The sequence below is a fragment of the Anaerostipes hadrus ATCC 29173 = JCM 17467 genome (genome assembly GCF_030296915.1).
In the GTDB taxonomy this organism is placed as follows: Bacteria; Bacillota; Clostridia; order Lachnospirales; family Lachnospiraceae; genus Anaerostipes; species Anaerostipes hadrus.
The window spans coordinates 1220466-1245698 of the sequence record NZ_AP028031.1 but is presented as its reverse complement, the minus strand read 5'-3'; the positions used below and the strand labels follow the sequence as shown (position 1 = coordinate 1245698).

Sequence of the window (25233 nt, the reverse complement as noted above, 5' to 3'; positions counted from 1 at the left end):
CTTCTTATTAATATCATACATGAGGGATTTTATCATTTTCATCCTTATTGCAATATATAATTCTCCAACATAATTTCCTGATACGCTGCCTTTTTTTGATACTTCATATCTTCTTTGATTTCTTGAAGTTCTTCAATGAATATCTGATCCAGCTGCTTTAATCTTCGTTTATTTAATGTTACATCTGACAGATTTTGCTCATAAAGATCCATCGAATAATTCCATAAAGTTAATCGTTCTTTATAACGTAATTTTAATTTTTGAGCAATCAATAATCCTTCTGGATCATGATCACCAGAATAAAACAGGTCCGATGTTCTGGATAAATGATCTAATAATACAAAAGCCGAGAACCTTAACTGTCCATTGGTGCAAACAAAACTTTTCTCTGGATATTGCTGGCAAAGCCAGGAAAAGACAGATGGGTTCTCCAGAATATAAATTTCTTTCTCTCCATAAACCTCTTTCAATCTGCTTAATGTATACAATGTGAGCAATATTGGTTCTTTCCTGTCAAAAAATCCTTCGATCCCTGAATGTAAAATAGAATCTGTATCTTTTGCATGAATTCCATAAACTGTTACATAATTTGAAAGATCATCTCTTATGATTCCTGCCGTATAATACTGCTGATTGCGATATTCCATATCTGATAGTCCTTCTCCATTTTGCATATGAAAATGATAAGATATAAAATCAAACAGGAAAATCTCCGCAATTGTATTCGAGTCAAAGAAATGCGGATTGCCTGTCACCTGTGCCGCATATACAGCAAGCCTTTCTTTCTTATCGAAAAACACAGGTAGATTTGTTATCCCTGATTCTATAGAACGCAACAATACTTTTAGTGTATCTGGACAATTCTTGTATTCCTTTTGCAGTCGTTGATAGATCAATGATCTTTCTCTGATCCGGTCATTTAGCCATTCTCTTACAAGATCCGATTTTATTTCTTTTAGAAGCAGAGCAAAAAACAGCTCTCGTTTTTCATTTTCCTTTTGTAACATTTCTTTTTTCCAGATCATTTTATGGTCAAAGTATTCTTCCAGAATATCCATCCATTCAAGTGATTCAAATTTACTATCTTTTAATGCTTTCTCCATCCTCTGCATAGAAATAGAGATCGTTTTATTCTTGTAAAAATCTCTTTGAAAGAATCCCGATAACTGCATTTTCTCATCTTTCGTCAAATTTTTAATAACAACTGTACCTCCAAGATGCCCAAGACTTTCGTATTTTTTACAAAAGCCTGAAAATATCTTGTGAAATACTGGATATTTTTTAAAATATATGATTGCTTCTTGCAGCAACTGATTATATTCTGAGTTTTTATCCTCTCTCAATTTCATCACCTATTTTATCTACCAGACTTCGAACTTTTCCATTCCATACATATGAGATCACAGTCACGTATTTGACATTCTCTGGGCGGATCAGCTGATATACTGCGATCACTGGAACAGTTTCATAATCTCCCCATAGAATCTGTGAATTCATCATAAAATCAAATTCAAATTCGACCATCAGACGGAACATATCTTTGATATTCATCTCATCCACACCAGCAAATGCTTCATCTAGGGAAATCATCCTTGGTGCATCCTCTCTTGCACCTTCATATTTTGCCGCAACCGCTGAAAATAATGGAACATACATTGCCATTGCTTTTTCTCCTCCACTAAATGTAAAGAAAGTTCGGTCTGTAAGTTCTCTTTTCTTTTCGCCTGTTTTTTGATATTCCAACTGGAATTCGAACCATTTACGGTAATCAAGAACGTCCTTCATAATACTGTGGAAAGACTGTACTCCATCAGATTCACTTGACATTTTACGTGCTTCATCGATCTTTGAACGGAAATGCTGGCTTAATTGTAGAACTTCTTCTTCCCTCATGATATCATAATCTTTTTGTAAAATATCTACTAATTTTCTTGTATCTAACTGTTCTTCTTTTCCCGCTTTCTTACTCTTCCATTTCAAACTTAACTTTAATCCACTGGATGTCTGCATAGATTCCATCAGCTGATTCATGTTATCAACCCATCGCTTACTCGATTGAATCTTTGCACGGATTTTCTTACTTAATGTATTGGCAAGAATATCTTCAAACAATTCTCTGTCTCGGTCACTTAATAATCTTGCTTGTTCCTCAACATCCACATTTAATCTCTCCACAAGTTTCTTAAATTCAATTGTGACACCTCTGTATTTTCCAGTGATATTGATTCGATTGATCTGGAATTCCCCTAAGCTTTCTGGTACCAAAATATCATCAAACATCGTATGAATCGTCGGAAAATATTCATGCAGATATACTTTATTTTTCTGGAAATTTTCCTGAATCAGTGCAAATGCATCATTTTGTGTTCTTCTTTCTGCAATATCTCGATATGTTTTACAGATCATATTAGACAATTGTCGGATTCCTTCTTCCGTTTGAATATCTGCTTTTAAATCAAGCTCAACCAACCCCTGCTTTAACTCCTTGCAAAATGCATCTTTCAAAAATCCAACAATGATCGCTTGTTGTTCCTGATCGATATTTTTCATTTCCAGATCTTGTTTGAATCTCTCCAGATCCTTTCGTAAAGAAGTACTTCTCACTATAGATCTTTCTATTTCTGCTGGCAGTTTTGCAATACGTTCCAGACACTGGTCTAACTGATGCCTGATCTCTTCATAATCTGTTAAACTCAATTGATCGATCACAAGATCTCTTTGCACTTTGATTTCACGGCACTGTCTTTTTGCCTGTCCTTGATCGTATAAGATCTCATCAATATCTACTTCGATATCCTGTGCATATTCTTGCTTTCCTTTAATATCTGATAATCTGTTCAAATACGTCTGATGCTCTAACTGTAGTTTCATTAACAGATTCTGATATTCAGCAAGACTTTCTTTCACTTTCATAAAAACATCAAAACGCACTGCAAGATAAATTCCGCTACAGATTGTTTGAACTTCCAGATGAATCGCATTTAAGGATTTTGCTGAAGTTTCTACAACTTCTTGTTGCTCCTTTACCTGATGTTCAACCATAGAAAGTATATGTTCCTTTTGATCAAACTCTTTCGCTGCAAGCTTTAGATCCTGAAATTCAGGAAATGTTTCCTCTTCTTTATGTAATAATATAATCTGTTCATTGTTTTGTCTGATTTCTTCTTGTTTGACATCTAACTCATGCTGCAGATTCTCACAGATTTCCTCTAAAAGATGTTCCTGTTCCATGCGGTAACGTTCTCTTGACATTGCTCCAATATATTTTGCCTGATAATTTCCTGTGATCGTCCCTTCCAGAATTCCGATTTTAAAATTACCATTTTCATGGATCCAAGTAGATGCTTCTTTCTCATTTGAACTTATATATCCAATGGAAGAAAGTACATTTGAGATCTTTTGATAAAATAAAATGTCATTCTCTTCATTATCAATATTTAACAATTCCAACATATTGTTCTTTACATGCTCTACACTTCCATAAATATAAGTATCGCAAGTTCCCTGATCTAATGATTCAATTCTTGGACGGTCTTCTTCCTCTACGATCAGCGCATTCAAAACTCCCATTCTGTAAAGTGCTTCTTCTAAATGATTCCTCTGTTCATCATTTAATCGATCCGCAAAATCAATCGCTTTGTAAAATGGAATTGCCTCAATCTGATATTCTTTTAAAAGTTCACGATTCTCGTAAACTTCTTCTGAAAGTTGAGGTTCTGGATCTTTTTTATTCTGCCATTCTTCTAATTGTGCCCTTTTTTCTTTTAATTGTGTCTCAACGTCTTCTTTGTGAGCAGTTAAAATTCTCTGTTGATCTCTCAATTGATCTTCCTTGATATATTTTTGATGACGAACGATCTCATAAATCTTTCCTTCATCTGTTCCAAATATATACCCTTTGATCATCCGGCTGATCGCTTGCAGCTGTTCGTCTTCTAACTTCAGTAATTTTGTATCTTTCTCCCAATGATAAACCTTCTCCGTCAGTTCTTCTTTGATCTCTTGAAATTGATTCTCATACTGATGATATCCTCTTTCTGCACTTTCTCTTTGAGCACGGAATTCATCTAATTTCTTAAGATGTTCGTCATACTGATCTTGTGCTTTTCTCTCTTTTTCAAGCACATCGATTCCATCCTGAATCTTTTGCTGATATCTTTCTAATATCTGACGATGTGCATGAAAATCAAAACCTTCATCTTCTGATTTCTCAAATTCGTCTTTCATGAAATTAAATTCATCAAACGCTGCTTCTGAAATACATTCTTCCATCTCATCAAATATATCTTTGGTTTCTTCTTTTGACTGTTCTTTTTCATCTTGAAGTCTCTTTAAACGATCATCATTTTGAATCTGTTTTTCTCTTTTCTGCTCCAATTGACGTTGTTTTTCTTCAATCTTTTGTTCCAGATCTGAGATCTGTTTTGTAAGTGCTTGTTCTTGCTCTTTTAATTTCGTTGCATCATTATGTTCAAGAGAACGTCTCTCTTCCTGTCTTGCAGATTGTTCTGTACTTAATTCTTCATGATGTTGTAATTCCTGTTCATATTTTTCTTTTGTTTCCTTAATCGTTATTTCTAAAGTTTTTAACTGATCTTTTATCTTATTGTACTGGACAGTTTCTTTTTTATATTTTGCTGCTTTGTGGTATAACACAATCTGATTATATTGATCGTATACTTTCTCTATCTGTTTTGCTGCTTCCAGACTTTCCTTTAGATTGTCAAGATTCGTCTTTAATCCATCCATATTTTCAATGGCTTCTGACATCGGACGCAGATCATCTTCTGATAATGTCTGTAGAGAATTCCCAAGAATATCATTGATCACCGTTGGTTTAAAATCTTTGGATAACTTTGGTGTACGCAACTGGATCAACAATTCTAACATCTCTCGATATTCATCCATTGTCTCAAAACCAAAAAGTACCTGATTCACATATGCAGCATACTCTTTCTGACTTTCAAAAATACGTCCGCCATCTCCAATCCTGTTTCTTAATTCCATTTTTGAATATGCAATCTTTTCTTTTAAATCCTTGTACAGAAAAATATCTTTACCAACTCTTCTGCCATCTGTAATGCAAAAATACCAAGGATCTAATTTCTTTCCTCTTCTGGCTCTCAACCCAATACCGATCGTTAAAAAATTTTCAACATCTTTTCGTTTAAATTCCATATAGAGATATCCTGTTCGTTCATCTCTTTCATCACCGTCTTCTAACAGATAGTTTTCCATTTTACGTGCTCTGGAGCCAAATGGATCTAGTCGTTCCGGACGCATATTGCCATCTAAAAGAAGCGGAATAAAGCTTTGCATGGTAACTGATTTTCCAGAACCATTAGAACCTCTTAATAACATTCTTCCGTCCAGAAAATAAAACTCCTGATCATCGTAATACCAGAAATCCAGTAATCCTATTTTGTTCATTTTCCACCGACTATTATTCATTTGTTTCACCACCTTTAAAATCCTTTGGATAACATCCTGCTACTTTTCCAACAATCGGATACACTATGATCTGGTCATATTTTTCCATGATCATCTCCATAAAGATCATGTATTCTTTTAATTTTTTACAAAATTCACCCATTGTCATCTCCCTGTATGTTTTGATCCATCCACTTCCGTACTGCCTCTTGCACTCTTCCGATATCGTCAGAAACTGCTGCCTTGAAATCACAATATCTTCCCCTGCTGGTACTTCTATGCTTCCATCCGCAATCTTCTGTCGGAATAAATTACACCATAACAAAACAATATCTGATAATGTATTCTCCTCTGGGAATGATCTCCCCAGATTGCTATCTTCTCCCATGATCAAAAATGCACTAGTCTTATGCACTTGCAATTCACAATCAAAAAACCGATTTAGCTCTTCCTCGATCATTCCACGATAATGCCTGACATATGCAAAATCTTCTTCTGTATCATCATTTAAATAAATTCCAGGTGACATCAAAAGAGAACGATAAACTCTCTGTCTTCTTATAATTCCACGATCTTCATTCATCCCGATCCATTCTTCTTTTAAGAAATCCTCCTGACTTTGATAATCAGAAATATCTCGTGAGAAGTTCTTCATAAAATATCTGGAGGCTCCTGTGTTCTGATATAAAACTTCTCCCTCATCACTTTTTATAAAACTATCTTCACTTCCATCATCAATCTCAAGAATTCCAATCTTGACACAGTATTTCATCACTTTGACAAGATGCCTTCGATAACTGTAGATCGTCCAGTCAATCTGTTCTTCTTTGATATTTGCTTGAATATATTCTGTCAACATTGATAACACGAATTGCTCTCTTGCATCACGATCTTCCAAAAACATCAAGATCATACATAGGAAGATGTATTCCAAATGATCCGAAAAATCCTGAATTCCCATCCAGTTTTGTGCATAAGCTGGTATCTTCTCTAATTTTATAAGATTTTGGGTTATGATCGCCTGATATCCTAACTTCTCTGTCAGAAAGTCTCTGCTTTTTCCAATCTCATCTTTTAACTGATAATATAATTCTTTCTCTCGATCCTTCAAGATCCATCGCTTACTTAATAGTATCTCCAATGGTTTCATAATCCCTACTCCTCATTAAATACGATCGTATATGCTGGCATTTCAAATGTCCCATCACTACACTTGAGTATACATCTTCTATCTTGCTGTGGTTTTTCAATATAATATGTTCTTCCATCTTCTGTCTTCGCTTGTTGTTCTTTACATTCTAAAGCTTTTGACAGCCACATTAAAAAAGTATCTCTTACATAGGGTTCGATCTCTGGCAGGCAAGCAAACTCCAGACGATTTCCTTTAACATAACTATCTAATAATTCCTGCTGTTGTTTTAGTTTCTTTAAATTCTCCTGTTTCATTTTCTCTTTTTCTTTTGTGCGATCAACGATTCCTTTTCGTTGTGACTTCTCACGATAAATCCGTACTCTTGGAACAACTGTAAACAGCGCTGGTTTTTCTTCATATACACCGCTATTGATACTTTCCGTTTCTCTTTTGATATCCCCCTTTAAATGCAATGGTTTCTCAATTCCAAAGACAACTGCCGATAATCGATGTGCTTCTTCCAGTGTCTCACAATTCCGAAATAGTTGTGCGATCTTTACATATTCTTCACGTCTATTAGCTCCGCTATTGTTTTGTTCACTGATACGTGTTGCATATCTTGTAATTCTTCGAATGATCTCATTGGTCGTATCAAATACCTTTCCTGCTTCAGAACCTGAACCTGTGCTTCCTAAAAACCAATTCTCAATACTAGCCCAACGTCCATGAATTTTATCCCATAATTGCTGTCTCGTCACTTCCACATCAATCCTTGGAATAGATAATTCGTATTCCGTCAGTCGTTCTAAGATCATTTGAATCTGATCTTTTGGCAGTTTTGAAAGCAGTTGTTCGATATTCGTTGCATTTAATTGAAGACTCTTTACAAAACTTCTAAGATATTCGATCAAACGATCTTTAAACAACAAAAATGCTTTTGTCTTCATCATCTCTTCTGCTTTCATGCTATTTAAGTCTCGCATATAATCCTGATAGTTTTGATTTAATCTTCTAAAATCAGAATTCAATCCTTCCCACCAGCCATATAAATGTTCATCATCTTCTTTTAAAATATCCGAGATTTCTGAAAGACTGCTTCTGATCTTCTCTAATAAAGTTGGTTCCAAAGACGCCCCTTCAATCGACAGATTCTCAAGTCTTATCACCATTCGCTCAATCTCTACGGAATAGTCTGTCAACTGATATCGATACTTCTTGTTCTTGAATTCTTCAATAGAAGTAACCCTTTTTGTATCCTGAATCGCAGAAAGATTCCCCCACCTTGTCAAAACTTCCAGATCCTGTCGACACTGTTCTTCTGTATAATCTTTAAAATATTCTTCTTTGTGAAGTTCTTCAAAGACTTCTTCTGGATACATCCAGTATCTTAGCTTCTCATATTCGAGATAGAAAAAACGGATAATCGGGCGGTATCTATCTGTGTTATCTACATTGAGATATTTTGTTTCGGTAAGTGATCTTATTAGTTTTTCATTTATCTTCATGCAGAGAAATCCTTTCTTTAGTCATATTAATTGCTGTTTCTATTGTAGCATATATTCAAAAGTTATGTTAATCTAATATAATGATGTAAGTGTCAAAAGTAAATTTTGCCACTTACATCATATCATAGTTTATACACAACAAAGGAGGCGGCTGATCATGAAACTATCTTTATCTGACTTTGAACGACGAAACTTTCTGGTTCTCACTTTTGCTGGTATCATTAACGCGATCGGTATGACAATCTTTCTTGCCCCGGTAAAATTATATGATACTGGTATCTCTGGAACTTCTATATTACTTGGACAATTAACACCTTCCACCTTTTCACTATCCATGTTTTTATTAATTCTGAACATTCCTCTTTTTCTATAAATCTAAGCAGAGTACCACGTCCATATTTTAATATGGGCGTTGGTGAATGCGTCCTGACGGACACATTATCGTTTTCCCTGATTCTGAATATATTGTTTTATTGTGTCTAAACTGTTTTCGCTAACAGATGAAACTTGCAAAAAATGAGAAGAAACCTTGGATTCCTTCTCATTTTTTGTATGGATCTATCTAATAACAAGTGAACAAACTATTTTTTAACTTCTATTTTTCATAGTTTGCCTTAACAATTGTTTCTGCCATTTCTCTAACTCTCTGTGCAGGAGATGGTGCATTTAAGATTCCGGAGGTTGCACCTGTTCCGTCTGCTCCGAGTTTTACAACATTATAACAATCTTCGGCTGTACTTACACCAGATGCGATCATTACCAATACGTTTGGATTAATTGCATTCAGTGCTTTCACCGTTTCAATTGTATAAGAGTCATCTGCTACTTGACCTGTTCCGATCTGGTCTGTTGGTTCTGCCAGTACAATATCTGGATTCATGCATGCAACCGCTTTGGCTTCTACGACTGAATCTGCACACACAACTGTGATCATATCGAGTTCTTTTGCTCGTTTGATCGTTGCATACAGATCACTGACTGTCTTTGGATTCTCTGCATGATTTAAAAATAATGCCTCAGCTCCAGCTTCTTTTAATGACTCTGGTAACACATGCCCCATTCCTCTTCCTGGAACCAATGGATCCATTGACTGTGCACATACGATGATATCAGTTGTATTTTCTTTGATCATTCGTATATCAGCATATGGACATGTGAAATATATCTGAAGTCCTGTATCTTTGGCAACCTGATCGGCTGCTTTTGCTAGTTCAAGACTTTCTTTTCCGTATAAATATGACTTAGGATTGACAATTAAAAATGGTGACTGGGCTTTTGCCATGGTGCTTTCCTCCTTATTCTCCAAGAACTACGATCTTACATTTTCTTGTTCGTGGACGTGTACGGTCAAAATCTGCGAAATACACATACCCTGTTGTGCCAACTCCGAGTTTTCCATTATCTACTTCAAAAGTTTCGCTAGACCCTAATAATGTTGATTTTAAATGTGCATCTCCATTAAACAGCGCTGTTCTATCTCCTCCTGGAAGATAATCTTCAGCATTTGGCCAACTTTCTACCGCCTTATAATGTTCTTCTCCTGGATATATATACTGATCTTTAGATACATGGTCTGGAATGATCTTAGCAAGAACATTATTTAAATCTTCCTGTAAAAATTCATCTCCATCTTCATTATAATCATGACAGAATTCTTCGAAGAATACAGAACATGTTGTATGAGGAGAAATCACAGCACAGATACCGTTTTGAATTCCGCTTTCTTCGATGACTCTTCTTACATCTTTTGTAATATCAATATATGTTGGTGTTTTCCCATGAGATTTTACCTCTATCGTTTCTTTATATACTGCCATTTTTACCCTCTTTTCTATAACTTTTGGAATACTTTGATCGCACGTTTTACATCTTCTTTGATCGCTTCTGTTGCTTTGATTGCCATAGAATCATAGAAATTTGTTTCATCATCTTTCCAAAATTCTTTGGAGGCTTTTCCTCCAGCAACATTCATATATGTATAGTAATTCACTTTACAGATTCCGTTCTCGATTGCAACAGCGTAATCTTCATCGGACACTCCAGATCCACCATGCATAACTAATGGTACGTTAGCAGCTTCTCTGATTCTTGCTACACGAGGAAGATCTAGTTTTGGTTCTGTTAAATATACTCCGTGTGTTGTACCAAACGCAACAGCTAAACAGTCAACCCCTGTTAACTCTACAAATTTCTTTGCAACTTCTGGATCTGTATAAATATCATTAAGATCATCATAATCATCTTTGCTGTCTGCGGAGCCACCCTCTCCATGAACAACTTCAGATGTAAAGATATGTCCAAGTTCTGCCTCTACACTTGCCCCTACTGCATGTGCGATTCTCACGATCTCTTTTGTTTCTTCGGCATTTTCTTCAAAACTTTTTGCTGATGCATCATACATAACTGATGTAAACCCTAAACGCAGGGCCTATACGCATCGTTCAAAGGAACTTCCATGATCTAAATGAAGTGCTACAGGAACTTTTGCACGTTCTGCATAATATTTCATGATTGGTCCGATTTCTTCCAGATCAATGATATCATCATGACTCTGTGCATGCTGCAGAATTATTGGACAATTCAATTCTTCTGCTGCCTGAATAATACCACGGATTGCTTCTAATGTCGTTCCATTAAATGCACCTACCGCTTTGTGTTCTATCTTGGCCTGGTCGAGTAATTCTTTTAAAGTTACTAACATCCGTCTTCCTCCTAATTTACATTCACCATTTTCATTACTTTCCCGCCGCATAAAGATGCGGCAGGAAAGTTTAAGTTTTTATCTCTTATAATACGTTTCTTCCGTACATAGCATCCTGTTCTTTTCTTAACTGGTAGATCAGTGTGCTCTTATCTAATTCGATATCATCATATGTAAGCAGTTGTCCCTTCTTGACATTAATCCATCAATCGGTACGCATGTAACTTCTCCGTCGATCACGGCTTTGGCTACTATTAATGGTGTCTCTAAGTTGCACAGATGGTATGGTCTGTATAATGTCCATAATGGTCCTGGTGCGATTCCGTTTACGTATTCTACAACTCCGTGTTTATTTAAGATTCCGCCGTCTTCTTTTAATTTAAAGATATCATTTAATTCTTTGACACCTTCTGTTCCCGGTACTGTCTTTGGTCCGTGTCCTCCGATCACGTCTGGGATCAGTCCTGTGTAGTTGGACATTGCTGTCATCTCTACCATTGTCTTTGTTCCGTCTTTGAACGCACATAACATCTTTGGACTCATGACACGGCGTGTTGCTTCTTCTAAGACTGTGTCTGGGTTGCACTCGTAGTCGATCTTGTTATTCTTTCCTTTACCCATGACTTCCACGTTCATTCCCATGGCTTTGACAAAGCTGTATAATTCCATGACTGCTCCAGGTTCATCTCCTGCGGATCCTGTGTAGATGACTCCTTCTTTCTGAGCTAATTTCTTTATCATCGAAAATTCCTGTAAAATAAAAAAGCCATTACATGATCTGCTTACATATTACAACAAATCATCATAATGACTTTCTCTATCTTTGATCAAATTATCTATGGGATCTCTCTTATAATGCTTTCTTCGGACAAGCTTTGACACACTCCATACATAGAATGCATTCCGTCCCATTTTCTCTTTTTCTTGAATTATCCGTGACATCTACCTCCATTGGACAGACCCGCTTACAGTTTCCGCAGGAAATACATTTTTCTTTATCACACTTTACTCTAAACACTGAAAAGTAACTTATTGGTTTCAAAAAAACAGTCACCGGACAAATGTATTTGCAAAATGCCCTGTTATCTTTCCATAGGAATGCCAAAATAATTCCGATCGCATAATACAAGATATTTCCAACAATAAAAGCTATAAACATAATCTTTTCCAGATTCCGTGTGTGACTTAAGAAAAGTACTGCCACAAAGATAAATGCTATCGCAAAAGTGATATATCTGACAAATCCAATCTTCTTTCTCTCCGTCTGAGGCGTTTTATATGGCAGGAAATCTAACACCATAGCTGTCCAGCATGCATATCCACACCATCCTCTTCCAAACAAAAGAGGTCCAAATATTTTAGCGATAGCATAATGAATGGTAGCTGCTTCAAAAACTCCTGTAAACAGATAATACCAAAAGCCTTCTATCTGCATATTTTCCTGACATATCAGTCCTAGATAAACTAGCATATACATACCGACCAGAAGCTGGACAATCCTGCGTGCATATTTGTAATCACACTGAAACAATATAAGTCCCAGTGTGATCGATGTTCCAATATAACTGAAATTCAGAAGATAAAAAATATTATCCTTCGAAATCCAAAGTGTGATCGCAATCCCCTCAAATACCATCCACATTCCAAAAGATATCAACAAGTTTCTCTTTGTATTATTCATACATTCCTCACCTTCGAATTTATTCTACTGTATACAAAATGCGCTGATTGCATTCTAAATCATCTCCTCAATGAAAAACCAGCCATTGATCTCTTAATTCCTGTAGAACGCTTACGTTTTATCACAGATAAATTATTTACACAATCCTCGACATCGGTGCACCACGTAATACATGCTGTTTTCCATCACCATAACTTTTTCCAGAAGAACACTCTTAAATACCGGAATCTTCATCTTATATCGAATCCAGAAAAATACATAAACCACAAGAATGGCAAAGACAACAATGGTAATCTACCAAATGGCATTTCTTTCTGCGGAATCTGTAGAAATATTTAATACCATATACACGGTTCCAAGAATCCCAATAATCTGAGGAAGTCCACCGCCAGGACTCTTAAAAGAATGCAGAGCTTTTGGAAGTATTCTTCTTAAAATCAATACATCCATCCGACACTGCCTTCACACTCTCTCATCAAATATGGCTGAATCATTATTCCACAATCTTCTTTTGGTAAAGATTATTTTGATGAACTTATACTCATTGTAGATACCTCTTGTATTCGTTAGATTTTATCAACTCGCCAGGTCAGTAATAATCTAATTTTACTTGAGGTATTTTTCGTCAATCTCTTGCTCTATTTAAAGTATACAGGAAGCTCCTTATTCAATTCAAACTTCACATATACCGGGTCATGATCTGAATAAGAATATCCCGTATTAATATTCTTATACATATCACATTTTACATTATCAGAGATAATAAATCCATCCAATGTAACGGTATAAGTCTTTCCTGGTATGTATTTCATATCTGCATTTCGTGAACTATTCCACAGATTTTCTTTCTTTGGCAGTTGATCCATACAGAAAGAAAAATGTTCTGGAAGCATCTTTCTTGGAAATGGATATGCCCAGGATTCTCTATCGGTAGAATCGTCATCTTCTGCAGCCTTGAGGTCATGGTTAAAATCCCCGCCACATAATACATAATTTCCTGCTTCGTATTCTTTTTTCATATCCGCTGAAAGCATACGGATCTGTCCTTTTCTGATCTTATCACTGTTTCCGTAGGCTGACATATGAAGCTGAAAGATCACAAGGTATTTCCCATTATCCACTGGAATTCTTGAAACACTGTAGCAACGATCTAAATCAAAAAATTTATTGTATGATGTTGAAATCGGAAGACTTCTTCTTAGTGAATCTTTGATCGGGAATCTGGAAAATAAAGCTAATCCTGCTTTGCTGCTTCCATGTGGCTGTGTGAATGGATAGAATAGAAAAGCAGAATCATAATTTTGTGCAAATACTGTATCGTAATTCTTCAAGCATTTCTTTAGTATGGAATATTCATTTACATGATAACTTCTGGTGGAATTAAGATCTACTTCCTCTATTAAGGCAAAATCCGGATCATACGATTTTGTTAGATTTCCTGCATTTTTAACTGTTTTAAAAACACTTTTCTTGCTCTTTGCCCAAGATGATTTTCCTCCATCCATAAAAAAGCTGAAATCTGGCGTATAGGCTCCGAATCCAATATTGTATGTAATTGCTGAATATTGTTTTCCTGTTGTTAGTGTTTGTTTTGTTTTTGTGTGAGATTCTACAGAAAGGGATTTGTTATCTTCAATTCTATGGTAACTTGCATAGAGATAAATGATATATCCTAGCACAATGACCACAATAAAGCCTAATAAAACTCCTATTGTCTTTAATACTTTTTTCGCTATCTTCATGACTTTCTATTCCTTCATTTTATCTTTATTTATCCGATACTTAGTGATTGTATTTATTATAACATACAAAAAGCGTCCTTGGGACATTAATACATCTGATTTATCAGATATATTTTGTTTGCAAGGAGCATCTCACCATTCTTAATCTGATGCTGAGATTGATTGGATGTCACATCCATGCGATTGAGTTTTTTGATAAAATCTTTAAAATATCTCATCTGGTTGATTAAATCATCAAGTTTGGATTTTTCTTTATCAAGTCCAGGTACTTCCACGTGATCTTTAAACATTCAAAGCAAATCAATCACCAGATTGAAGTTGTTGCAGACATGAACGACCTCAGAAAACTGGTCAGTGAATATGGAAAGATCGGATCGAATCTCAATCAGATCGCCAAGCATTTTAACAGTGGTGGCAGTCAGTCACGTGCTATAGAAAATGAAATCCATCAGTGCATCACGGACTTATTCCTACTGAGAAAAGAGGTACTAAAACTGGCAGGTGGTATGAATGGCAATCGTAAAGCACATTAAAAGCAGAAATACAAATTACTCAGTTGACATTGACAATATGTATGAATTTGCTTCTTCACACTGCACTGATTTCAAAGATCTCCGCGATGATGAGGATATTGTTATCAATAGGGAGTGGATCCTTAACAAACTTACCGAAGAAGAAAATTAATAATATATTTGGTGGCTACACCCCCAAGCCCCTGTAGAATAAATAACGCCAGTACTGGATATCAAAAATCCCGCACCGGCGTTATTTATTAAAATATTTTGTTTTTTAATCTTCAACACTCTCTACTGAAACTTCTTTTTTCTTCCTACTTTTACCAGAAATCATCTTGTGTCCTGTATAAATAGCCATAATCATGCAAAGCAAAGAACTTGCTGCAAAGTACTTATGGCCTTCTTTTGATCCCTTATAACCTGTATAAAAAGTTCCAAGCATTGTAATCAGTGCACCGATAGACCAATATTTATGTGATTTCATTCAGATACCTCCTGCCGTTTTTCTTAATCATATACCTTTTAAAAGATATATACAAACTGGAATTTATCGTCTTGTTCCATTCTTATCAAAATTCTTTTTTAATGCTATTTCTGTTGGGAGAATAGACCCAATTAAAGGAATAAGTTGAACACCACAGATAATTCCTCCTATACTCCCAACACAATCTTTATTTTTTCCAATCACTAAAAGCATGAATATTACTGTTATCGGCAACATAACCATTCCACAGACATACCAGACTTTACCACAATATTTATGAGCAAATTCCCATGTGTCTTTGTTCTTCATAGACATCGAAGTCCGATATCCAAATACTGAATTTATTTCCTTTGGAGCCTTTTTCGTAAAACATCTTCCAAAACCAATCATCGTAAATGGAAGAAGCAAATCCATAATCAACATAAAAATCCAAAACCCCATTGTAAACCTCCTTTACTACAACTTCCGATTTTACTTTATAACTATGACTTTTCCTTCTGAATCCAGAAGAGGTGTAATAGCCGCTCCATATCCAGATTTCCAACAAAGATAGTTAACCCCAGTCTCCTTATCTACAAGGATTTGGCGAACTCCTTCATCCTTAAGCTGACTTCCGTCTCTAAATGTAACTTCAAATCTTTCTTCTTTCTTTGCCATGTTTATTTCTCCTTTTTTCAAGCGTTAAATTTAAATTTTCCTGTTATACAAACTGGGATTTATCAGTTAATAAGTTTACTCGCCAGTTTGTATACTTGATTTATTTCTTTGCTTTCTAACTTCCAGTTATTGAGTTCATCTTTAATCAGCTCCGGAAATTTTTTACTAATATCTCTTAAAGCATTACCTACTGATTTCCTAACATATTCACTCGGATCTTCTTTTAAGGCTACAATCCGCCTAATTGCTTCATTCGGATTATCTTTGAAATATGGTCTACTTGTCCATATTCTTAATCCTTCCGTAACTGCTCTCCTCGTATTTGGATTATCATTTTCTAACCATTCATCAATGATCGGAAGTGCTTTTTCATATCCTGTATTTTTGCAAAATTCATCAAATGCCTTTGCTAATACTTCCTGAACTCTCCAATTATCATCTTTAGAAACTTCATCTCTCATAAATGTCAAAATATCATTTTGTTCTGATAAGTATCCAAAAAGAAATACACCGTACATTCTTACTTGATAGGTATTTGAGTTATAAGCTGAAAACGCCAACTTCTTGACAAATTCTTTATCATTAGATCTATAATCGGATAAAGCTCTTTTTTCTTCCTCTTTAAAACCATTTTCTATCAAAGAAATTTCTTTTTCTAAACTCGCAATATAATTTTCCAAACAAAATCACCTTACTTTCAAATTCCGATTGAGATTTCACCTGTTTTAAGAGATTTAATAACTGTTATATTTTGTTATTAAATTCTCCGCAAACCCTTGAAAACACTGAATTTATCACTGGTGAGCTTTCCCTTATTGTTTCCCTTGTGTTATATTGTCCCACCAGTGTTTACGAACTCTGATAAGGGCAAATACAAGGGCAAGAAAATCCTATAAAACAGTATAACACAAAATAAAAGTGACATGGTGAACTGATTGAAATGCTTCTGATTTTTGCAACAAATGATTGATTTAACGATAAGGAGATTTGATACGATGAGAACAATATTTGCAGAATACAATCCCAAGCGCAACAGTATTGATGTTTATACCTATGTTGGCTATATGCTCCGCATTGACTGTTGGGAAGCTGAAAAGGACTTAAAAACCACATCAGGATCAGACTGTGCATTAAACGCACTCGCCATTGATGATCCTCTTGAATATGCAAGATTATATCTTGATGGAAATTTGCAGATGTGGGTAGATGCGGAAGACTCATTAAATATTTTTTAATTTTTAAACAAATACAACAGTTTAAATAACTATTAGCTACAATATTTCCGGAAAATTCATCATAGGTTTGTATAAACGCAAAGAAACGGCGGCTCTGAAAATCAAAGTCGCCGTTCTAAATTGTCTGGTTTTTCTTTTGCCGTCATGCGGCAGATAATCAATTCATTCTATTTTGAACTTCTTTTATGCTACCTGATGTCTGCAATAGGAATGAATCGCCAAGAATGTAAACACAAATAATTCAATTCCTGCCGAAATCAAAATAACATGCGGTGTCCAGAAACTCATTCCACCGATATTCAGATAATTGAAATTTGCAAGCTGAGAAAGGAAATTGTTCTGCATACCAATTCCAGCAGATGGAAGTATGGCAGAGAGCCATGTTGCTCCCATCGCCACATAAGCAAAAAGCAGCATGAGAAGAACTACGATAGAGATCAGCAAAACTGTCAATGTGTCTTTACATTTTGCAGACAGGAACAATATACAGCTAACCGTTGCTAATACAGAAAGTAAGCCCGCTGCTGCGAGAATTATCTGCAACTGCCCCAGATTGATGTTTGGCAGGTTACAGTCAGGTAACGCTGGAAAAAACTAATTCCTGAATTTGATTCTTTTTTCATGATATCTGCTCTCCTTAAATTATTTACAACAATCCCCGTCACCGCATCCAAGGCAAGTAAGGGATTCTATAAAGTGTTTGTAATTCATCAATGTCTCACAATTCAAAGAATAGTGATGCCATTTTCCTTCCTTACGATCATTCACAAGGCCGCCATCCATTGCATTCATATTGACACCTCACATTGATCATTGTCTATGTTCAATATAATATATACATAGATATTTGTCAATGTATGTATTTTAAAAAAGAGAATCAAGTTTTTGATTCTCTTCATACATTCATTATAGCTTTTATCATCCATTTTATTTGCCCCAAACAGCCGCTGCATTCGACCTTACAAGCAGTTCTTCCACAGGCAGACCAATCGGACAAATATCATGACAAGATAACGACTTCCCGCATCCCTCAAAATATTTCTTCTTATATTCAGCAGAAATCTCATTCAAATGAGTGCTTTCCTGTTCTTCATTCAGAATCCGAAATGCGTTGACTGCAGCAACAGCGCCTGCGAAAGTCCCATTTGCAGAGAAGTTAGGACACACTTCAAGGCAGCAGCCACACATCAGACAGCGTGCCGACTGGTATCTCGGTTCATGTGTCCACGGATTCATATAAGCTTCACTTTCAAGCCAAAGGTTCAGTTTTTTCAAATTTTCAAACAGAATTGACCGGTCAACGATCAAATCTCTTACAAGCGGAAATTTGCTTAAAGGTTCCAAGGTGATTGTAGAACCTTTTAACGTATGTAGAAATGTAGAGCATGCCAGCCTCGGACGTTCGTTAATCAGCATGGCGCAAGCCCCACATTTTCGCACCATACAGCTACATTCCCAGCTGATGGGAGTAACTATATTCCCTGAATTATCTTTCAAAGGGGTTCTACTGTTCAATTCCTTTAGAACATTGGCAACAGAGCTGTTTTTGCTTCCGTCAAACTCAAATTCCTGCCAATAACTGTCTGATTTCTGACTCTCCTGCCGCCTGATTCTTATTTTATATACCAAGTGAATCACCGCCTTTCTGGAACAGGTACAAAGGAAATCTGTATCTGCTTTCCATCAAATCTAGCTACCGTTGTTTTAAGGTAATCATCGTCATTGCTCTTCGGATAATCCTCCCGCCAGTGTGCACCACGGCTTTCTTTTCTTGCAAGAGCACTCTTTAGAACTGCCATGCCAAGCAATGGAAGATTTCCTGTCAGCGCTTGTACCGTTTGAATCCCATTTAACAACGTATTCTCATTTCTGACAACGCCCATAATATCCTGCATCACTTTGTTTAATTGCTTTATTTCTGAAATTTGAGACGCTGGTGGAAAATCTATCTGTGTCGCACAAGATAGATCTACTACATCTGCCTGTTCACATGCTGATTTTGCCGCAACACATCCTCCGTATAACGCTCCTAACAGAGAATTTCCACCAAGACGGTTGGCACCATGATATTGGGCACAGCATTCTCCGGCAGCGTAAAGATTCTGAATCGGTGTTCTGTGCTGCTCATCCACCAGAATGCCTCCCATAAAATAGTGAATTCCCGGTAAAACAGACACCGGTTCCTTTCGTATATCTTTATGCAGATAGGTCATACAATCGTCTGCCAGACCAGATAGCTTATTTGAAATAATCTCCTCCGATATTTCCGTCATGTCAAGAAATACCTCTGATTCATGGCTGACCTTCCATATCTCTCTGGCGGTAATATCTCGTGGCATCAGATTTCCAAGCTCCGGGTATTTTTCCTCCATGAAATACCATTGTTTTCCATCTTTCATGGCAAACAACCTGCCACCTTCCCCCCTGGCCGCCTCGCTGATGAGCATGCGTTTTCCACCACATTTCACAGTTGTCGGATGGTACTGGATCATCTCGCCATTTGCCAGAGGAACACCAAGCCGAAACAATTCTGCGGTGACTTCTCCTGTATTGCTCAGCGAACCCGTTGTATTTCCAAACAATCCGTGCATACCACCGGTGGCAACAATAACCGCATCCCCCGGTAATTCCACAGTCTCCTGACTGTATTCATCCCTGATTACGCAGCCACAACAAATATTGCCACACAGACGAAGTGTTAGGAAAGAATGATGGCTGAACCGTTCTACCATACCAGATGCTTCTTTCCTGCGAACAGCGTCTATCATAGCTGTCATGATCTGCTTCCCGGTATCGCTCTGTGCAAAAGCAGTCCGTTTCTTTTTCTGCCCGCCAAAATTCCGCAGATCCACATCATCATAGCCACTCATGTTAAATTTAACTCCAAGTTTTAGCAGCCAGTGCACCAGCTCCGGTGCTGCCTGTGTCATTCCCCAAACTGCATTTGGATCTGCCAGACCACATGCTGCCTTTATTGTATCTGTAAAATGTTCTTCGGGACTGTCGTTTTCATCTTTTGTATTCAAAGCTGCGTTGATACCGCCCTCCGCCATAACAGACTGTGCCCGCTCTGACGGAAGGGAGGAAACCAGTTTTACATTGCATCCATTTTCCGCTGCCTGCAAAGCCGCTGAAAGTCCTGCCAGTCCAGCACCTATAATAATAATTGTCTTACTCATAGATATTGCCACCCAATATAATATAAAATAACCGCTCCCGCTATAAAAAGAAGAAGCACCGAAAGGATCAAATAAATATCGCTCCTTCGTTCTTTATAACTAATGATTCCCAGTGATACGAGCAATGGGCGTATATTGATAAAAATATGAACAAAGATTGCCGCTACGAACAAAAGCTGAGTTACCATCTTTACCGTTGTAAAAGGGAACAAAATATATGTCCCATTCTGCACCTTTCCAAACAAGCCAATATGGAATAACAGCAGAATCAGTATTGCCATCCCACTGGCTCGTCTCGCCCAAAATATGACGTTTTGTTTCAGATACATTTTTCCTGATTGCTTCGCTGTCTGTAAACTCTGAACTGTCAGGATGACACCAATCACCGTATGCACAACAAGAATACCAACACCAATCCATGCAAGAAGTTTCCCTGCACTACTTCCAACTCCGTTCAGCATAAAGCTGCCCATGATTCCATGAATCATAAAAATGAGAAGCATTAAAACAGACAAAATCGTATTCCATTTTCTCATAAATTCCCGCTCACCTCATTTCTTCGCTGTCCATGATCATATAGTCCATCTGTGTTAGCGTTGTAACGTCAATAAAATCATCCGATGCCAGGAATACATCATACTTTCCACTTACCACTCTTGATAGCATCATTGTGTTACTGTATTCTTTCAGATCTACGGAAAAACCGGCCTGTTTCAACCTGTCACAGAGTTTCTTAGCATAACTGACAAGCGGATAATCCGTCTCAGATACATATAACCGAAAACTAATATCCGTTTTCATGAGATCTGTTTCATTTGTTTCCGAATCGTCCAGTGCCAATTCTTTTAATTTATTCCGAGTGTTCTCGTTGTCGAGACCATCTGACATCATATTAATACCGAGAACATAAGAGCCTTCCAACTGTGCGGAGGCTTGAGCCGCCTTTTTTGACTTCGGTGTTGCTCCTGTGACTACATCAATCATAGAAGGCGGTGAATGTAAAATGACACCAAAACCTACAAGAAAAACAATCGTAACAACTAACAGAATCAGTTTTCGTTTCACATTTCCACCTCATTTCCTATTTTTTCAAAATTCTCATTGCGTTCAAAACAGCAATTATGGTAACGCCTACATCACCAAATACAGCTTCCCACATTCCCACAATACCAAGAGCGCCAAGAATCAGGAACACACTCTTAATCCCAAGAGCAATCACTATATTCTGCATGACAATCTGTTTTGTCGCTTTTGCTACTTCAATCGCGTCCACCAGCTTAGACGGTTCATCTGTCATCAGAACTACATCTGCTGCTTCAATGGCCGCATCCGAACCAAGCCCACCCATTGCAATACCAACATCTGCACGGGCAAGGACAGGAGCGTCATTGATACCATCACCAACAAAAGCCAATTTGCTTCCCGGTCTCTTTTTACTATCTAAAAGCTCAACCTTTTCCACTTTTTGGTCAGGAAGCAGCTGTGCATAATATTTATCCAACTGCAATTCTTCTGCAACAGACTTCCCAATTTTTTCATCATCACCGGTAAGCATGACTGTTTTTTCCACGCCGATATGTTTCAGGTCAGAAATTGCTTTTTTACTGTCCGGCTTCACTTCATCTGTTATCAAAATACATCCTGCATATTGACCATCTACAGCCAAATAAACTTTTGTACCTGCTTTTTCACAGGTTGTGTACTCTATACATTCTGTATCCATAAGTTTCGTATTGCCAGCAAAAACTTTCTTTTCCCCTGCCATTACACTGATTCCATATCCTGAAATTTCCTTATAATCAGAAATCACTGACTGATCAATTTCTTTTTCATAAGTAGCAAGAATGGATTTTGCAATAGGATGGTTAGAAAAACTCTCTGCCTCTGCCGCATACTCCAAAACCTGTTCTTTTGAAAATCCATTTGCAGGCAAAATATCCGTCACATTGAAAACACCTTTTGTAAGTGTTCCGGTTTTATCGAACACAATAACGCTGACATTATTAAGTGCCTCTAAATAATTGCTTCCTTTTACAAGAACACCTCGTTTAGATGCTGCACCAATGCCGCCGAAGAAAGTCAGCGGGATTGAAATAACCAATGCACATGGACAAGATACCACAAGGAAAACAAATCCTCTGCGAATCCACTCTGTCCAGCCTCCACCAAGAATGATCGGTGGCAGAATCGCCAGAAAAAGCTGCTAAGATTACAACCACAGGTGTATAATAACGTGCAAATGTAGTAATAAAATTTTCTGTTGGTGCTTTTCGGCTTGACGCATTTTCCACAAGATCAATAATCTTTGAAGCCGTAGATTCACCAAATGCTTTTGTTGTCTTAATCATTAAGACACCCGTCTGATTCATACAACCGGAAAGTGCTTCGTCTCCTTTATGAACACTTCTCGGAACTGATTCTCCTGTTAAGGCCCTTGTATCCAGCATAGAATCTCCATCCAATACCACACCGTCTAATGGAATTTTTTCACCAGGCTTTACAATAATAATCTCACCAATGGAGACATTTTCTGGAGATATGGTAATCAATTCCCCATTTCTTCTTACTGTAGCAGAATCTGGACGTATATCCATTAAGTCTGATATAGATTTTCTGGAACGCTTAACAGCCAATGACTGAAAAAATTCACCTACCTGATAGAATAGCATAACAGCAACTGCTTCTGGATATTCACCAATGACAAAAGCCCCAATCGTAGAAACACTCATCAAAAAATGTTCATCAAATACACGCCCCTTTGAAATGTTCCTCACAGCCTGCCATACAACATCTCCACCAAGAATAACATAAGAAACAATGAGAAAAGCTAACTCGATAGGCAGTGGCACTTTCGCAAAAACAGTCAATGCCATACCAATGGCATAGATTGCTGCACCAGTCGCTAAACGAACTGTCAACTTCTTATCCTCATTGTTATAGGATTCATTGGCCTCCTGCTTTTTTTCCGGTATATAAGATTCCTGTACAATTTCAGAAACTTCCACATCTGGCTCATGGCCATGAACAATCGTTTCAATCTGACTGGCTATCGTATCTGCGGCTGTCTGAGCAACATTGATTGTAAGCGTCTGCTTCATCAGATTTACCACTGAGAATTGCACTCCATCCAACTCTCCGACTTCTTTTTCAATTTTTGCGGAACAATTCGGACAGTCCAACCCTTTTAACGAATAACTCTTTGTAACATTCATAACGGTTTCTTCCTGAACTTCCACATCTGGCTCATGACTATAAACAATCGTTTCAATCTGACTGGCTATCGTATCTGCGGCTGTCTGAGTAACATTGATTGTAAGCGTCTGCTTCATCAGATTTACCACTGAGGATTGCACTCCATCCAACTCTCCGACTTCTTTTTCAATTTTTGCGGAACAATTTGGACAGTCCAACCCTTTTAATAGAAATATGCGTTTCATGATAATCTCCTTATAATTTGGTTAATTGTTCAATTACTCAACTATAATGTTAAAAAATATTATTTCTGCCAAAGATGCTCAAATCCCTTGTCAATAATCTCTTTCACATGATCATCTGCCAGCGAGTAGTAAACTATCTGTGCTTCTTTACGGAATTTTACCAGATTCGCAAGGCGTAATGCCTTTAACTGATGCGAAATTGCAGATTTTGTTACCCCAAGTAGCACTGCAAGATCACATACACACATCTCACTCTGTTCTAGAGCGTGTAAGATTTGTACTCTAGTTCCATCTCCAAATAGCTTAAACAAAGAAGCCAACTGGATATAATCATCTTTTGGCTGCATCTTGGATTTCACATCATTCACAATATCCTCATGAATTACATTGCAATTACAAATATAAGACGTTTTTGGCATATATTCACCTCCAAATAATAATAGTTGAACAACTACTCAACTATTATTATACTTATTTTTAAATTTATGTCAATAAGCTGATGTTAGTTCCCCATAAATTTTACAATTAAAACCAGCTCTTTATTCTTTTCTTTATCACATCTCATTTCTGGATTAAACGCTTATTTTAATTATCAGATTTTTCCTTCTAATCTATATTCTTAAGGTTCCAGTTGACTCATTTGGTCCCAAGTGCCTTAAGATTTCCAACCTGTTACATTGAAATCCATCTTTAAGTTCCATTATAATGATTCTATTAATTCCAAGCTTTCAAGAACTAAATCTAATAAACTTAACTGATTTAAATTCCATTATGATTCTATTAATTCATTAGTTCGCATCGTTTTGACTGCTCCCGTTGCAAGATTTAAATTCCATTATGATTCTATTAATTCCACTTAGGAAACTACAGGACAGCCTGATTCCAATATTTAAATTCCATTATGATTCTATTAATTCAAATAAGAATTTATCGAACAGATCTGTTTTGACAGATTTAAATTCCATTATGATTCTATTAATTCTGGCGGAACTGTATAATGTTTAGAAAGGGGTGTAGATAATTTAAATTCCATTATGATTCTATTAATTCCCGTCCCAAAATCATCCCCTTATTTAAGCCAAAAAACGTCTCTATTTTGTCGACCTCTTCAAAATTCAACATTTCTTTCTTGTCCCTAATCATATATTTCTGCAACACCTCCTATTTTAGGCGTTTCCGCCTTCTGTCGATCCCCTATATTTTTTGCACTATCAGGGGTCGACAGAAACCCCTAATTTTTCAAGTTGATTTTGTTCGACACATTCTATTATGAAACTTATTTGCTAAATATGCAAGTTAAATACACGCATTCATTATATATACTTTTCGAGCAAACACTATACAGTCATATATGCATCAAATATCACCGTCTGAATAATCCAATTTATCGTCATTTTTATAAAAGTCATGCCCACGCGAGAAAATTTCCGTGGGCATGACGTGGGCACAGCTATTTTTAGGCTTATTTTCAATCAAAACCACCGGCTAAGCCGGTGGTTTGTACTAGCCCTATAAGGGCTTATTACCGACGCTAA

The 25233-nt window shown here is 36.8% G+C and carries 25 protein-coding genes, 3 pseudogenes and 1 CRISPR repeat array; of the genes and pseudogenes, 4 read left to right on the top strand and 24 right to left on the bottom strand.

Features of this window, described 5'->3' with window-relative positions; genetic code table 11:
- Positions 1 to 44: 44 nt before the first annotated feature.
- Genes QUE18_RS06130 through QUE18_RS06115 form a run of 4 tightly spaced genes read right to left on the bottom strand, consistent with a single transcriptional unit; the run spans position 45 to position 8067 of the window.
- A complete protein-coding gene (locus QUE18_RS06130) occupies positions 45 to 1343 on the bottom strand; it encodes a TIGR02679 domain-containing protein (protein WP_167541475.1) in 1299 nt (432 codons plus the stop codon).
- Entirely contained in the window at positions 1330 to 5451 is a 4122-nt protein-coding gene (locus QUE18_RS06125; protein WP_009203789.1) for a TIGR02680 family protein, read from the bottom strand. The genes QUE18_RS06130 and QUE18_RS06125 overlap by 14 nt, the downstream gene beginning before the upstream one ends.
- Positions 5444 to 6580, bottom strand: a complete 1137-nt coding sequence (locus tag QUE18_RS06120) for a TIGR02678 family protein (RefSeq protein WP_009203788.1) — start codon at positions 6578 to 6580, stop codon at positions 5444 to 5446. Before QUE18_RS06120 ends, QUE18_RS06125 begins: the two co-directional genes overlap by 8 nt.
- A gap of 5 nt (positions 6581 to 6585) precedes the next feature.
- Positions 6586 to 8067, bottom strand: coding sequence for a TIGR02677 family protein (locus QUE18_RS06115; protein ID WP_009203787.1), 1482 nt, complete (start codon positions 8065 to 8067; stop codon positions 6586 to 6588).
- 157 nt (positions 8068 to 8224) lie between these two features.
- On the opposite strand from QUE18_RS06115, the gene QUE18_RS06110 reads away from it, so the two are divergent.
- The gene (locus QUE18_RS06110; protein WP_040344327.1) at positions 8225 to 8440 is read left to right on the top strand and encodes a YitT family protein; all 216 of its coding nucleotides are present in this window, start codon (positions 8225 to 8227) and stop codon (positions 8438 to 8440) included.
- Between the two features lie 222 nt (positions 8441 to 8662).
- Here QUE18_RS06110 and QUE18_RS06105 read toward each other — a convergent pair whose 3' ends face one another.
- The 8 genes and pseudogenes from QUE18_RS06105 to QUE18_RS06070 form a co-directional block, all read right to left on the bottom strand.
- Positions 8663 to 9349 carry a triose-phosphate isomerase gene (locus tag QUE18_RS06105; protein ID WP_040344325.1) on the bottom strand — a complete coding sequence of 229 codons (687 nt, stop codon included), beginning with the start codon at positions 9347 to 9349 and terminating at the stop codon, positions 8663 to 8665.
- Positions 9350 to 9362: 13 nt separating this feature from the next.
- A complete protein-coding gene (locus QUE18_RS06100; RefSeq protein ID WP_009203784.1) occupies positions 9363 to 9884 on the bottom strand; it encodes a YjbQ family protein in 522 nt (173 codons plus the stop codon).
- Between the two features lie 14 nt (positions 9885 to 9898).
- Positions 9899 to 10768 (bottom strand): annotated as a pseudogene (locus QUE18_RS06095) (class II fructose-bisphosphate aldolase).
- Between the two features lie 153 nt (positions 10769 to 10921).
- Positions 10922 to 11509 (bottom strand): hypothetical protein, encoded by a 588-nt coding sequence (locus QUE18_RS06090; protein WP_009203781.1) that lies wholly within the window; start codon positions 11507 to 11509, stop codon positions 10922 to 10924.
- Positions 11510 to 11618: 109 nt separating this feature from the next.
- Positions 11619 to 12449: a 4Fe-4S binding protein gene (locus tag QUE18_RS06085; RefSeq protein ID WP_009203780.1), complete on the bottom strand. Its 831-nt coding sequence runs from the start codon at positions 12447 to 12449 to the stop codon at positions 11619 to 11621.
- Between the two features lie 294 nt (positions 12450 to 12743).
- Positions 12744 to 12899 (bottom strand): hypothetical protein, encoded by a 156-nt coding sequence (locus QUE18_RS06080; RefSeq protein ID WP_009203778.1) that lies wholly within the window; start codon positions 12897 to 12899, stop codon positions 12744 to 12746.
- 188 nt (positions 12900 to 13087) lie between these two features.
- Positions 13088 to 14191, bottom strand: coding sequence for an endonuclease/exonuclease/phosphatase family protein (locus QUE18_RS06075; protein ID WP_009203777.1), 1104 nt, complete (start codon positions 14189 to 14191; stop codon positions 13088 to 13090).
- Between the two features lie 86 nt (positions 14192 to 14277).
- Entirely contained in the window at positions 14278 to 14481 is a 204-nt protein-coding gene (locus QUE18_RS06070) for a hypothetical protein (RefSeq protein ID WP_009265445.1), read from the bottom strand.
- 3 nt (positions 14482 to 14484) lie between these two features.
- Here QUE18_RS06070 and QUE18_RS06065 point away from each other — a divergent pair.
- Together QUE18_RS06065 and QUE18_RS06060 are read left to right on the top strand one after the other, a co-directional pair.
- A pseudogene (locus QUE18_RS06065) lies at positions 14485 to 14724 on the top strand (plasmid mobilization protein); the annotation flags it as partial.
- Positions 14702 to 14875, top strand: a complete 174-nt coding sequence (locus QUE18_RS06060; RefSeq protein WP_009203774.1) for a hypothetical protein — start codon at positions 14702 to 14704, stop codon at positions 14873 to 14875. The pseudogene QUE18_RS06065 and the gene QUE18_RS06060, both read left to right, overlap by 23 nt.
- 105 nt (positions 14876 to 14980) lie before the next feature.
- Here QUE18_RS06060 and QUE18_RS06055 read toward each other — a convergent pair whose 3' ends face one another.
- The 4 genes from QUE18_RS06055 to QUE18_RS06040 all read right to left on the bottom strand — a co-directional run bounded on the left by QUE18_RS06055 (position 14981) and on the right by QUE18_RS06040 (position 16527).
- Positions 14981 to 15190 carry a DUF6219 family protein gene (locus tag QUE18_RS06055; protein WP_008392833.1) on the bottom strand — a complete coding sequence of 70 codons (210 nt, stop codon included), beginning with the start codon at positions 15188 to 15190 and terminating at the stop codon, positions 14981 to 14983.
- A gap of 63 nt (positions 15191 to 15253) precedes the next feature.
- The gene (locus QUE18_RS06050; RefSeq protein WP_286259649.1) at positions 15254 to 15631 is read right to left on the bottom strand and encodes an SdpI family protein; all 378 of its coding nucleotides are present in this window, start codon (positions 15629 to 15631) and stop codon (positions 15254 to 15256) included.
- Positions 15632 to 15661: 30 nt separating this feature from the next.
- Entirely contained in the window at positions 15662 to 15847 is a 186-nt protein-coding gene (locus tag QUE18_RS06045) for a DUF6440 family protein (protein WP_009203883.1), read from the bottom strand.
- Positions 15848 to 15909: 62 nt separating this feature from the next.
- Positions 15910 to 16527 carry a DNA alkylation repair protein gene (locus QUE18_RS06040; protein ID WP_009203882.1) on the bottom strand — a complete coding sequence of 206 codons (618 nt, stop codon included), beginning with the start codon at positions 16525 to 16527 and terminating at the stop codon, positions 15910 to 15912.
- A 315-nt stretch (positions 16528 to 16842) separates the two neighbouring features.
- Between QUE18_RS06040 and QUE18_RS06035 the strand changes: the two genes are divergently transcribed.
- Complete coding sequence (locus tag QUE18_RS06035) at positions 16843 to 17082, top strand: DUF6061 family protein (RefSeq protein ID WP_039862611.1); 240 nt, start codon at positions 16843 to 16845, stop codon at positions 17080 to 17082.
- Between the two features lie 183 nt (positions 17083 to 17265).
- Here QUE18_RS06035 and QUE18_RS06030 read toward each other — a convergent pair whose 3' ends face one another.
- From QUE18_RS06030 to QUE18_RS05995, 8 genes and pseudogenes are all read right to left on the bottom strand, one after another.
- Positions 17266 to 17625: a hypothetical protein gene (locus QUE18_RS06030; RefSeq protein ID WP_009203880.1), complete on the bottom strand. Its 360-nt coding sequence runs from the start codon at positions 17623 to 17625 to the stop codon at positions 17266 to 17268.
- Between the two features lie 99 nt (positions 17626 to 17724).
- A complete protein-coding gene (locus QUE18_RS06025) occupies positions 17725 to 17874 on the bottom strand; it encodes a hypothetical protein (protein ID WP_009203879.1) in 150 nt (49 codons plus the stop codon).
- Between the two features lie 135 nt (positions 17875 to 18009).
- A complete protein-coding gene (locus QUE18_RS06020; protein WP_009203877.1) occupies positions 18010 to 18720 on the bottom strand; it encodes a succinate dehydrogenase/fumarate reductase iron-sulfur subunit in 711 nt (236 codons plus the stop codon).
- Positions 18717 to 20261, bottom strand: coding sequence for an FAD-binding protein (locus QUE18_RS06015; RefSeq protein ID WP_009203876.1), 1545 nt, complete (start codon positions 20259 to 20261; stop codon positions 18717 to 18719). The genes QUE18_RS06020 and QUE18_RS06015 overlap by 4 nt, the downstream gene beginning before the upstream one ends.
- Complete coding sequence (locus tag QUE18_RS06010; RefSeq protein ID WP_009203875.1) at positions 20258 to 20797, bottom strand: hypothetical protein; 540 nt, start codon at positions 20795 to 20797, stop codon at positions 20258 to 20260. Before QUE18_RS06010 ends, QUE18_RS06015 begins: the two co-directional genes overlap by 4 nt.
- Positions 20798 to 20807: 10 nt before the next feature.
- Positions 20808 to 21326, bottom strand: a complete 519-nt coding sequence (locus QUE18_RS06005; protein WP_009203874.1) for a DUF6921 family protein — start codon at positions 21324 to 21326, stop codon at positions 20808 to 20810.
- Between the two features lie 16 nt (positions 21327 to 21342).
- Positions 21343 to 23698, bottom strand: a pseudogene (locus tag QUE18_RS13800) (heavy metal translocating P-type ATPase).
- A 59-nt stretch (positions 23699 to 23757) separates the two neighbouring features.
- Complete coding sequence (locus tag QUE18_RS05995; RefSeq protein WP_008392871.1) at positions 23758 to 24117, bottom strand: ArsR/SmtB family transcription factor; 360 nt, start codon at positions 24115 to 24117, stop codon at positions 23758 to 23760.
- Between the two features lie 338 nt (positions 24118 to 24455).
- Positions 24456 to 24748: a CRISPR direct-repeat array (repeat unit 30 nt; unit sequence ATTTAAATTCCATTATGATTCTATTAATTC).
- Positions 24749 to 25233: the final 485 nt, after the last annotated feature.